11 protein-coding genes are annotated in these 10,747 nt (G+C 64.4%); 9 read left to right on the top strand and 2 right to left on the bottom strand.

From position 1 onward, the window contains the following. Positions 1-12: 12 nt before the first annotated feature. Complete coding sequence (locus DTX69_RS17250) at positions 13-834, bottom strand: alpha/beta hydrolase (protein ID WP_119302790.1); 822 nt, start codon at positions 832-834, stop codon at positions 13-15. Between the two features lie 4 nt (positions 835-838). Beyond that, positions 839-1,369, bottom strand: coding sequence for a MarR family winged helix-turn-helix transcriptional regulator (locus DTX69_RS17245; RefSeq protein WP_119302789.1), 531 nt, complete (start codon positions 1,367-1,369; stop codon positions 839-841). An 89-nt stretch (positions 1,370-1,458) separates the two neighbouring features. Between DTX69_RS17245 and DTX69_RS17240 the strand changes: the two genes are divergently transcribed. The 9 genes from DTX69_RS17240 (at position 1,459) to DTX69_RS17195 (ending at position 10,634) form a co-directional block, all read left to right on the top strand. Then, positions 1,459-3,090: an AMP-binding protein gene (locus tag DTX69_RS17240; RefSeq protein WP_119302788.1), complete on the top strand. Its 1,632-nt coding sequence runs from the start codon at positions 1,459-1,461 to the stop codon at positions 3,088-3,090. An 82-nt stretch (positions 3,091-3,172) separates the two neighbouring features. Next, entirely contained in the window at positions 3,173-4,159 is a 987-nt protein-coding gene (locus tag DTX69_RS17235) for an aminotransferase-like domain-containing protein (protein ID WP_162917304.1), read from the top strand. 24 nt (positions 4,160-4,183) lie between these two features. Next, on the top strand, positions 4,184-4,414 hold the full coding sequence (locus DTX69_RS17230) for a hypothetical protein (protein WP_162917303.1): 231 nt from the start codon (positions 4,184-4,186) through the stop codon (positions 4,412-4,414). Positions 4,415-4,448: 34 nt separating this feature from the next. Then, a complete protein-coding gene (locus DTX69_RS17225) occupies positions 4,449-5,120 on the top strand; it encodes an RraA family protein (protein ID WP_119302785.1) in 672 nt (223 codons plus the stop codon). A gap of 15 nt (positions 5,121-5,135) precedes the next feature. Continuing rightward, a complete protein-coding gene (locus DTX69_RS17220) occupies positions 5,136-5,618 on the top strand; it encodes a GNAT family N-acetyltransferase (protein WP_119302870.1) in 483 nt (160 codons plus the stop codon). 122 nt (positions 5,619-5,740) lie between these two features. After that, the gene (locus DTX69_RS17215; protein WP_119302784.1) at positions 5,741-6,766 is read left to right on the top strand and encodes a DMT family transporter; all 1,026 of its coding nucleotides are present in this window, start codon (positions 5,741-5,743) and stop codon (positions 6,764-6,766) included. A gap of 141 nt (positions 6,767-6,907) precedes the next feature. Then, on the top strand, positions 6,908-8,164 hold the full coding sequence (locus DTX69_RS17210; protein ID WP_162917301.1) for a DUF445 domain-containing protein: 1,257 nt from the start codon (positions 6,908-6,910) through the stop codon (positions 8,162-8,164). A 504-nt stretch (positions 8,165-8,668) separates the two neighbouring features. Further along, entirely contained in the window at positions 8,669-9,586 is a 918-nt protein-coding gene (locus tag DTX69_RS17200; RefSeq protein WP_119302781.1) for a LysR family transcriptional regulator, read from the top strand. Between the two features lie 124 nt (positions 9,587-9,710). Beyond that, positions 9,711-10,634, top strand: a complete 924-nt coding sequence (locus DTX69_RS17195; RefSeq protein ID WP_119302869.1) for a DMT family transporter — start codon at positions 9,711-9,713, stop codon at positions 10,632-10,634. The last annotated feature ends 113 nt before the right edge of the window (positions 10,635-10,747 follow it).

Genomic DNA, 10,747 nt, shown 5'->3' with positions numbered 1-10,747 from the left:
TCTGCTGGCCGCTCATGCGTCAAGCAGAGTGGCCACTAGGGCCGATCCTGGATCGGCCAAATCCTCAATGACATCAAAATGATGGCGCCCTTCGGCCTGGTGCTCGGTCATGCGTGCGCCGAGCCCCGTCCAGATATTGGCCAGCAGCGCATTCTGGCGCAGGAACTCCGGCCGTTCCCTGGACCCGACCCAGCAGGTCACCCGGACGCCAGCTCTCGGTCGCAGCAGCGCCGGACTTTCGCGGGACGCCTCGGCCTCGTCCATGCACAGGGTCCGATTCATCGATGTGTTCAGCAATGGCCTGAGATCGTGCAAACCGCTGATGGAAACGATGTGCTGCAGACGTTCTCGCACGGCGTTCGACAACGGAGCGCCCGCGCACGCCATGCGGGTTACTAGATGTCCCCCGGCCGAATGTCCCGCCAGCACGATCGGACCGGCCACTCGCTCCGAGATCGTCGTGATGGCCTGAGCGACCTCAGCCGTTATCTCTGAAATGCGCGCGTCCGGACATAGCGGATAGCTCGGCAGAGCAACGGCCCAGCCCCGATCAAGGGCACTCGCCGCCAGATGCGACCAGCTCGATTTGTCGAACGCCATCCAGTAGCCGCCATGCACGAAAACGAACAGGCCTTTCGCTTGGTCTTGCGGGAGCAACAGATCGAACCGCGCGCGCGGCTTGGCCCCGTAGGGCTCATCTAGCTGCGCGCGGCCTTGCCGTGTCATGGATTGGCGGAACTCGGACGCTTGATTCGTCCACTTGGCTGGATACCGATCTCCGCCGGGGATGTAGGCACCGTTGGAATAGGCATCGTCCCAATAGGCGGTGTCCATCGGCTCAAGCCTCGGCGTCTAGTTTCTCCAGGTGCTGCTTGAGGGCGCCGAGGCCGCTCAACAGGCTCTGCTTGGCGGAGGCATCCAGCCCGGCCAGCAGCTTGATGATCCACTGCTCATGCTCGCGCGCCATGGCCAGAAAACGAGCGCGGCCCTGTTCCGTCAGGTGCAGCAGGGTTGTGCGCCGGTCCTCCGGATGCGCCTCGCGCTGGACCAGTCCATCCTCCACCAGCTTGTCCACCAAGCTGGTGGTGGCGCCGTTGGAGACCATCATCCGGCGCGACACTTCGCTCATGGTGAGCCCGCCGCCTACGCGCTCGAGCTGCGACATCAGGTCGAATCGCGCGAGCGAGATGTCGAATTCGTTCATGATCCGGCTTTGCACGACGGATTCGATATGGCTCGCGCAGAACAGCAGGCGTAGCCACAAGCGGAGGTCGGCATGTCCGTCGGGCGTGCCCGCGCGGGACTTCGCCTTTCCGATGGCGGGCTTGGCCTTTCGCGCAGTGCGGCGCTTCAGGAGCTTCGAAGTCATGGCAAATAGTTTAACATTGAAAGTTTCAAGTTGAAAGGAGTTTACGGCGGAATTATGATCGTGCAGCTGCCTTGATCGGGAGGCCTGCCATGCTCGGACCGACAGCGCACGTCGATACGTTTACGCGGGACAATCTGCCTCCCGCCGCGATGCAGCCGGATTTCCTCCTCGACCAATTCCAGTATCCCGAACGCCTGAACGCCGCCGTCGAACTGACCGACCGCATGGTGGAGCGCGGTTTCGGCGACCACGTGGCGCTGATCGGCAATGGCCGCCGCCGCACGTATAAGGAGCTGGCGGACTGGAGCAACCGCTTGGCCCATGCGCTGGTGGAGAATTACGGCGTGAAGCCTGGCAACCGGGTGCTCATCCGCTCGGCCAACAACCCGGCCATGGTGGCGGCGTGGCTCGCTGCCACGAAGGCCGGCGCTGTCGTCGTCAACACCATGCCGATGCTGCGGCCGGGCGAACTGACGCAGATCGTCGACAAGGCGGAGATCGAGTTCGCTTTGTGCGACACGCGCATCATGGATGACCTCGTCGCCTGCGCCTCCACCAGTAAGTTCCTCAAGAAGGTGATGGGGTTCGACGGCACGGCCAATCACGATTCCGAGCTCGACAGGATCGCGCTCGACAAGGACGTGCGCTTCCAGGCGGTGAATACCGGGCGCGATGACGTAGCGCTCCTCGCCTTCACCTCCGGCACGACGGGCAATCCGAAGGGGACGATGCATTTCCATCGCGACTTGCTCATCATCGCCGACGGCTACGCCAAGGAGGTGCTGGGGGTTACGCCCGACGACATCTTCGTCGGCTCGCCGCCGCTCGCGTTCACGTTCGGGCTCGGCGGGCTCGCGATCTTCCCGCTGCGTTTCGGCGCGACGGCGACCCTGCTCGAGACGGCATCGCCGCCCAACATGTTGAAGATCATCGAGACCTACAAGGCGACTATCTGCTTCACCGCGCCCACGGCCTACCTTGCGATGCTGCGCGCAGTGGACGAAGGCGCCGATGTGTCCAACCTGCGCATCGCGGTCTCGGCCGGCGAGACTTTGCCGGCACCCGTCTACAAGAGCTGGGAGGAGAAGGTCGGGAAGCCGATCCTCGATGGCATCGGCGCGACCGAGCTGCTGCACATCTTCATCTCCAATCGCCTGGACGACCGGCGCCCGGGCGCGACGGGCCGGCCCGTGACCGGCTATGAAGCCAAGATTGTGGATGACAGCATGAAAGAGGTCCCGCGCGGCACCATCGGCAAGCTGGCGGTGCGCGGCCCCACCGGTTGCCGGTACCTGGCCGATGAGCGGCAGGCGAACTATGTGCGCGATGGCTGGAACCTGACCGGCGACAGCTTCATCCAGGACGAAGAGGGGATCTTCCACTTCGCGGCGCGATCCGACGATATGATCATTTCCTCCGGCTACAACATCGCCGGTCCGGAAGTGGAAGCGGCTCTGCTATCCCATCCCGACGTGGTCGAATGCGGTGTCATCGGTGCCCCCGATCCGGACCGCGGCCAGATCGTGGAGGCGCACGTGGTGCTGGCCGCCGGTATTGCGCCCGATGCGCTGACGGTCAAGCGGCTGCAGGATCATGTGAAAAAGGTGATCGCACCCTATAAGTACCCGCGATCGGTGAAGTTCGTCACGGCTTTGCCAAAGACACAAACAGGGAAGCTGCAGCGCTTCCGGTTGCGGGAGCAGCACCAGAACCAGCACTGACTGCCAGTCATTCTATGCCCTTCATCCATTCGACTGGGCGGCTAGCCACGCAATGGAAGAGCCCTGATCCTGAGGAATGCCGATGTCCCTGTCGCAAGCCGATTTGACCACGGATCGGCCGCAATATTCCGCGTGGATCCGGTCGAGCAACAACATCACGCAGCAGTTCCTTTCGATCGGCGGACAGCCGGATATCATAAGCTTGGCCGGCGGCCTTCCAGCCGACGAGCTCTATCCCGTCGAGGCGATCAAGCAGGCCTCCGTCCGCGCGCTCGACCGCTGGGGGGCGGCGGCCCTGGAATATGGGCCGGTGGAAGGTCTTCCGGCACTCCGGGCCGCCATTGCCGAGCGCATGTCGAGAGAGCATGCCTGCCGGTTCGATGCCGAAAACATTCTGCTGACAACCGGCGCAATGCAGGGCCTGGACCTGATCGGAAAGGTCCTCATCGACCCCGGTGATTTGATCGTTGCCCAGTTCCCGACCTATCTCGGAGCGCTTGACGCTTGGCGCACGCGCCAGCCGGTCTATCGAAAGCTCACCTGGAATCTCGACGATCCGGATCTGCCTGCCGCGATGCGCGCAGCCAAGTTCGTTTACTGCGTTCCGAACTACTCCAATCCGACGGGGGCGCTGGTCAATCAGAACGCGCGTGGCGCCTTGCTCTCTCGTGCGATCGCCGCCAAGACATGGCTGGTGGAGGACGATCCCTACCTGCCATTGCAGCTGGACGGGAGCGCGGGATCAAGCATTCTGGCAGCCGACGCGGCAACCAGGGAATGCGGGACCTATGACGGACCGGTGATCTATCTCGGCACGCTGTCGAAGAGCGTCGCGCCGGGGCTTCGCGTCGGCTGGATCGTCGCGGAACCAAAGATGATCCAGTTGCTTGCCCTCGCGAAACAGTGCTCCGACCTCAGCAGCAGCATGTTCAGCCAGGCGGTCGCGTTGGAATACTTGGAAAGCGGGGCGGAGGCTGAGCTCGTTTCGCGCACCGTCGCCTGCTACCGCCAGCGGCGCGATGCGCTGTGCGCCGCCGCGCAGGCACTGCTGAGTGAATGGTTCGAATGAGAGCTGCCGCCCGGCGGCATGTTCATGTGGGCGCGCGCCAGATCGCGCACCATCGACACCAACACGCTCTACAGCTTTGCGCTGAAGGAGAAGGTCGCTTTTGTGCCGAGCAGCGTATTCGATCCGGATGGCACATTGACCTCGGCCATGCGTCTCAATTTCACGCGCAACACGCCCGAGCGCCTATTGGAAGGAGTGCAACGGCTGCGTCGCGCGGTGCTGGCGTATCTCGCCGCATCCAAAGTTCGGGTATGATTTCAAACCTGCATCTCCTCGAAGAGGTCAAGCCATGCCGACGCGAACTGCTCGTCCTGCCGCCACCCCACTGCAGAAGTCCGTGATCGATGCCTGGCGCGCGGTGCCGAGCGCCATCATTGCCGACCAGCTCAATGGGCGCGGACACGCCGATGCCCGGATCCGGCCCATCCGGCCCTTTGCGCCTGGTGCAAGCCTGGTAGGCAGCGCGGTGACGGCTTGGTGCGAGCCCGCGGATTACGGCCCGGTGCATCATGCGATCGCGCTGGCACAGCCGGGCGACGTGCTCGTGGTGGCCGCCGGTGGACGCCGCGATGCGGCCATGATCGGCGAACTGCTCGGCGGCGCGGCCCGCCTGAAAGGCATTGCCGGCGTTGTGGTCGACGGCGCTGTCAGGGATGTCGGCACGCTCGCGCAATGGACCGACTTTCCCGTCTTCACGCGTTGGATCACGCCGCGCGGGCCGTCGTCGATGGAGCAGGGCAGCGTCAACGAGCCGGTCGTCTTCGGCGATGTCATCGTTTCGCCGCTGGATCTTGTGGTGGCTGATGATGATGGTATCGTGTTCGTGCCTCACGCTCTCGCCCAGCGAGCGCTGGACTCTTGCCTGGCGCGCGTCGAGGCAGAGAAGCGATGGGAAGCGGCCCTGGCCAAGGGTGCCACGACCCTGGAGACATTTGCCGTTCCGGAACCAATGGAAGTCTGAGTGAAGATAGCGGCGATGCAGGTCAGATCCGCCGACGCCGCCGAGATCGATCGTCTCGCGCGGTTGTGGCACGACGTCTGGCACGAAACGCACGCACCCCTGCAGCCGCCGGAGCTGATTCGCCTCCGCACCCTCGAGAGCTTTCGCGAGCGGCTACAGGCCGTGCTTCCGGACATCCGCGTTGCCGGCGCGCGCGGCGCGCCGATCGGCTTCTGCGTCCTCAGGGGTGACGAGTTGTATCAGCTTTTCGTGTCGCCCGAAGCACGCGGCGCGGGCGTCGCCGCAGCGCTGATTACCGACGCGGAGGTGCGGCTCGTCGAGCGCGGCGTCGAGACGGCATGGCTCGTGTGCGCGATCGGCAATCATCGCGCCGCGCGGTTCTACGAGAAGAGCGGCTGGCGCTTGGTCGGCACGGTCGTCAATCCGGCGGAGACAAGCCGCGGTCCGTTCCCGCTGGAAGAGTGGCGCTACGAGAAAAGGCTCACCTGCTCTACGTGAGCATCAATCTTCGTCGATTCGCGCCTGCAAGGCATGCGAGGTCCCGCATTCGTATCAACTGACAATGTCCGCACTTCACCTTCAGAACTGATGCGTCGCGATGGGAATTCATACGTCATTGCATGGCCGTTGTGTCGCGTCTGCTCGACAATCGAGTTATGAAGCGATCGGCACCCATCTTCCGGCGAGCCAGGCTTGCTCCTCCAGCTGACCATTTCTTGGCGGCAGCCACCATCCATGAGTCCCAGCGGTGGTGGAATGGCATGGTCATGGGGTGCTTGGGAATGCTTGGCTTCAGCGGCACGCTGCCTGCGACGCGGTTGGCCGTACCCGCGTTCGGCCCACTTGTTCTCACCTGCGGCCGCATCGAGGTCGCCGCGATTCTCGGTGCGCTCGTGCTTCTTGTGTTGCGCGGGCGTCGGCTGCCGAGGCGAGACGAACTGCCTGGCATTGTGCTGATGGGCCTCGGGCTCGCGGTAGGATATCCGTTCTTTATCGCATTGGCCCTTGAGCACGTACCGTCGGCGCACGGTGCGGTGATCATCGGGCTTGCTCCCGCCGCGACCGCAGTCATTGCGGTGCTCCGCACCGGCGAAAGGCCTCCGAAGCGATTCTGGATCGGATGCTGCACCGGGTTCCTTGCGGTGGCATTCTTTGCCATTCAGCAGGGCGGAGGACAATTGGTGCCAGCCGATGGCTGGCTCCTCGCCGCCATGCTGAGCGTAGGCGTTGCTTACGTGGAGGGTGGGCGCGTGTCCCGCGATCTCGGCGGCACGGCGACCTTGTGTTGGGCGATGATCTTCCTCGCGCCATTTGCTGCGGTGCCGATTGTTCTGAATGTTCAGACTCTCCCGTGGGGAGCGATTCCATCGTCGGCATGGATCGGGTTCTGGTATGCGGCTGCGATCAGCATGTTCTTCGCATCTGTGGCCTGGTACCGGGGTCTGGCGGCGGGTGGTATCGCTCGGATCGGCCAGCTGAATCTCGCCCAGCCGATGCTTGCGCTGCTGTGGTCAGCGGCCTTGCTGGGCGAGCAGATCACGTGGTCGTTCGCCGCAACATCTGTTGTTGTCGCGGCATCAATGGCGGTTTGTCTCAAGAGCCGCGTGGCACAGGTGCCTGAGCCTCACTCCATCCAAGGAAAATAGAGCGGTTCGGCGGGCAGGACCGCGATTGCAGTTAAACGCAGCCGCTCCCCGCAGATGGGATCGAAGGTTGCGCGGCAATCAAGAACTTGCCACTCCGGGGCAGACCGTGATCATGCTGCTGTCTGCGACAGGAGGATCACCGTGGCCGACATCTCAGCGACAGCAGCAGCGATCGATCAGCGCCGGAGCCTTCGCCGGCATCGGACTTATGCGACCGCACTCCTGGTCGTCATGGGCATCGGCTATGTCGCGGCACTCCGATCGGGCTTCACCGGCTACTGGATGGAGCTGTTCCAGGCGGGCACGGAAGCGGCGTTGGTGGGCGGCCTGGCCGACTGGTTCGCGGTCACCGCCTTGTTCCGCAGGCCGTTGGGCCTGCCGATCCCGCACACGGCCGTCATCCCGAACAGCAAGGAGCGCATCGGCCTGGGGCTGGGAAGCTTCATCGAGCGGCACTTCCTGGAGCCGGAGCTGGTGGCCGCGCGCCTGCGCGCCGCCGGCATCAGCCGCCGTCTCGGCGCATGGCTCGCCGATCGCCGGAACGCCGACCTCGTCAGCGATCGCCTGGTCGTCATCAGCTCCTTCGTCTTCCGCTCGCTCAACGACCAGAAACTGCAACGCCTCATGCAGATGATGCTTCGCCGCCAGATACGCGAGGTCGAGCTGGCGCCCGCGCTTGCCACGTTGCTGGCCGTCTTGCGACAGAACGGTACGCACCAGCAGCTCTTCGATTATGCGCTGGGTGCCGTGCGGCACTACATCTCGATGAACGAAGACCGGATCCTGGAGATCGTGGAGGAGCGGAGCCGATGGTGGGTGCCACGCCGCGTCGACCGGAGGGTGGCCAAGGAGATTGCGGATGGGCTGATCGCCTATATCGATGATCTCCAGAATCGCAGCCATGAGGCGCGCGCGAGCTTTGATGCCGCGATAGAGCGGTTCATCGCCGACCTCCGGCAAGAGCCGGCCTATCGCGCGAAGATCAACGACGTTCGCGATCGCATTCTCGCCGCACCCCAGGTGAACGCGTACTTCGCGACGCTATGGCAGGGGCTAAGGGGCAAGGTCGAGGACGAGCTCGCTCAGCCGAACTCGCGATTCAGCCAGGCGCTCTCCGGCGTGCTGCGATCGATCGGAACTGCCATCGCAGACGACCCGGAGGTGCAAGCGCGTATGGACAGGCGCGTGGAGGAAGTCGTCATGACCCTGATCGTGCCTTGGCGCAAGGAGATCGGACACTTTGTCGCCGACGTGGTGCGAAGCTGGGAGACGAGCACGATCGTCGATCGGGTTGAGCTGGCGGTCGGAAAGGACCTGCAATACATCCGCGTGAACGGCACCCTGGTCGGTGCCGCGGTCGGCTGCGCGATCTTCGCGATCTCCGAGCTGCTTCGGTGAGGGGCTGTTTGCCTCGGGTGAGCGGCTGCAGGAGCGATCACTTCGCCTGCCTCCGAAGGGACCGGCGGGAAAGGCGGCCCGGCGCGGCAAGGCGGCGGCGCGGGTTGTACGGGCTTGACGGGTTAACGTCCAGATCGACAATGTCGACGCAAGTTTGCGGTCGCTCATGGCTCGCGCCTGCGTGCCAGGGACCATCGCGCAGCTGGACGTCGCTCGTCTCGGCCAGATAGAGGCACCTCCAAGCTCCTCCCGGCGGCAGGCCCTTCTCGCTCTCGCCGGCAAACTGGTAGGTCAGCGCGACCTCTCGCCCGCCACTGTGATCGAGGACAATTGGGCAGAGCTCGCGCTTGCGCCCATGATGAAGGCAGAGGATCTGCCTGCGCTCCGCCATGGCTTGTGCGAACAGCCTGTAGGCCGGGCTGGGTGCTCTGTGTTTCGTCCGCGCCATCGCGCACAAAATAACAGTACGATACTGTCTCGTGGAAATGCATAGGCTATGCCGCCATGGCTGGGTTTGATTGGGACGATCTGCGCTACGTTCTGGCCGTCGCCGACGCGAAGTCTCTGGCGGGGGCGGCACGTACGCTTGGCGTCAATCATACGACCGTGTTCCGCCGCGTGTCGGCGTTCGAGCGGCGGCTCGGCCTCCGGCTGTTCGAGCGACGGCCGGCCGGCTATGTGCTCACGGCCGGCGGCGAGGAACTCATCGCCGCTGCGCGCCACATCGAAGACACGGTGACGAGGCTCGAGCGGAAGCTCGCCGGTCAGGATCTGCGGCTGTCTGGAGTCATTCGCCTCACCACGACCGACACGCTGATGGCATCGGTCCTGCCGGAGATCCTGTCCGAATTCCATCAGGCGCATCCGGGCATTCAGATCGAGGTTGCCGTTACGAACACGATGCTGAACCTCAGCAAGCGCGATGCGGACGTGGCAATCCGGCCCGTCGGCAATCCGCCTGAGACACTGGTCGGCCGCCGGATCGGCAAGGTCGCGTTCGCGATCTACGGCAGCCGCGACTGCCTGGTCAAGCGCCAGAAGAAGGTGGACCTGCATACAGAGCGCTGGGTGGCGCCCGATGACAGTCTGGCGGCAACGTCGGTCGCCCGCTGGATGCGCTCGGAGCTGAACGGAGGCGACATCGCGCTCAGGGCCGACTCCTTCGTCGCGATGCGCCAGGCAGCGCAAGCGGGGCTCGGGCTCGCCGCGCTTCCCTGCTATCTCGGAGACCTTTCGCGCGATTTGGTTCGCGTGCACCCGCCCATCAAGGCGATGGACACAGCGCTCTGGGTCCTGACGCACGAGGACCTCAGGCATACCGCCCGCATTCGGACCTTCACGGAGTTTGCGGCGCACGCATTCGCGCGCCGACGGCCGCTGCTGGAGGGCGAGCGGGCGCGGCCATCCAAACATCAGCGATGATCGTGCAACAGCGCAGCCCCTTTCTGGCTGTGCATTCACGCAATGCCAGCGGGCGAATGCGCAGATCGCGGTGCGTGTGAACACGGCCTATCTCCATGACAACCGAACGATGGAGGTTCTTGTCATGGAAGCAGTGTTCGTACCGCTCTCCTTGCTCGCCGGCGGGTTGCTGGCGGTGCAGGCGGGGGCCAACACCCAACTCTCGAAGGCGACGGGCAGTCCGGTCGCCGCGACAACGATCCAGGTCAGCATTGCCGGCACCCTCTTGCTGATTGTGGCCGCCGTGACCGGGACCGTGTTCGCGCTCGGCAGCCTGCCGGGCGTCCCGTGGTGGCATGCGATCGGCGGCATTGCGACGGCGATCTATGTTGCCTCGACGATTCTCCTCTTTCCGCGATTGGGCGCGGTGGTGACCGTTGGGCTTTTCATCGCGGGCCAGATGCTGACGTCGCTGGGACTCGACGTGCTCGGCGTGCTCGGAGTACCGCGGCAGCCGCTGGCGATCGCCACGCTCCTGGGCACGCTCGCCGTGCTGGTTGGCGCAAGCGCGATCGTCCTGGGCCAGAAGAGCGCCGCCGTTGAGCTCTCCATTAAGAAGCTCGGCTGGATCCTGCTGGCACTTCTGGCCGGTGCGGTGTTGCCGGCCCAGGGCGCTATCAATGGGCTTCTGCGCAGCGACATCGGCGCTCCCTTCGCCGTGGGCGCGGTCAGCTTCGCCGTTGCCACGTTGGCAATGGTCCTGGTGCTGCTGATCACGCTCGGCCTGGCCAGTGCGCCAAAGCCGCAGCTCGGCGGGCTCGCGAAGATGCCGTGGTGGGGCTGGCTCGGCGCGTTCTGCGGCGCCACCTATGTGACGACCGTGTTCACCGCGATCCCGGTGATCGGCACGGCGGCCGCAGTCGGACTCACGGTCGCCGGCCAGCAAATCGCATCCCTGTTCGTCGACCGGCACGGCTGGTTCCGCCTGCCAAAGCGTGAGATCTCGCGCCTGCGGTACGCTGGCGTCGGGTTGCTGTTGATCGGCGTCGCCCTCATCCAGATCTTCTGATGATGTACGCCGGCCAAGACAGGACGTGATGCGGGTCACATCCAGATCGCGTCTTTGGCCCTATTACCGAGGCGTGAGAGTGAAACGCCACCAAACGGTGGCGTTTTGCGTCG

The organism is Dongia deserti, from assembly GCF_003574735.1.
Classification (GTDB): domain Bacteria; phylum Pseudomonadota; class Alphaproteobacteria; order Dongiales; family Dongiaceae; genus Dongia_A; species Dongia_A deserti.
The sequence above is the reverse complement of the archived record's forward strand: the minus strand, read 5'-3'. Positions and strand labels throughout refer to the sequence as shown.

Coding starts and splice junctions, on each gene's coding strand:
- DTX69_RS17250 (WP_119302790.1), bottom strand. CDS start 834: ATGGACACCGCCTATTGGGACGATGCCTATTCCAACGGTGCCTACATC.
- DTX69_RS17245 (WP_119302789.1), bottom strand. CDS start 1,369: ATGACTTCGAAGCTCCTGAAGCGCCGCACTGCGCGAAAGGCCAAGCCC.
- DTX69_RS17240 (WP_119302788.1), top strand. CDS start 1,459: ATGCTCGGACCGACAGCGCACGTCGATACGTTTACGCGGGACAATCTG.
- DTX69_RS17235 (WP_162917304.1), top strand. CDS start 3,173: ATGTCCCTGTCGCAAGCCGATTTGACCACGGATCGGCCGCAATATTCC.
- DTX69_RS17230 (WP_162917303.1), top strand. CDS start 4,184: ATGTGGGCGCGCGCCAGATCGCGCACCATCGACACCAACACGCTCTAC.
- DTX69_RS17225 (WP_119302785.1), top strand. CDS start 4,449: ATGCCGACGCGAACTGCTCGTCCTGCCGCCACCCCACTGCAGAAGTCC.
- DTX69_RS17220 (WP_119302870.1), top strand. CDS start 5,136: ATGCAGGTCAGATCCGCCGACGCCGCCGAGATCGATCGTCTCGCGCGG.
- DTX69_RS17215 (WP_119302784.1), top strand. CDS start 5,741: ATGGCCGTTGTGTCGCGTCTGCTCGACAATCGAGTTATGAAGCGATCG.
- DTX69_RS17200 (WP_119302781.1), top strand. CDS start 8,669: ATGGCTGGGTTTGATTGGGACGATCTGCGCTACGTTCTGGCCGTCGCC.
- DTX69_RS17195 (WP_119302869.1), top strand. CDS start 9,711: ATGGAAGCAGTGTTCGTACCGCTCTCCTTGCTCGCCGGCGGGTTGCTG.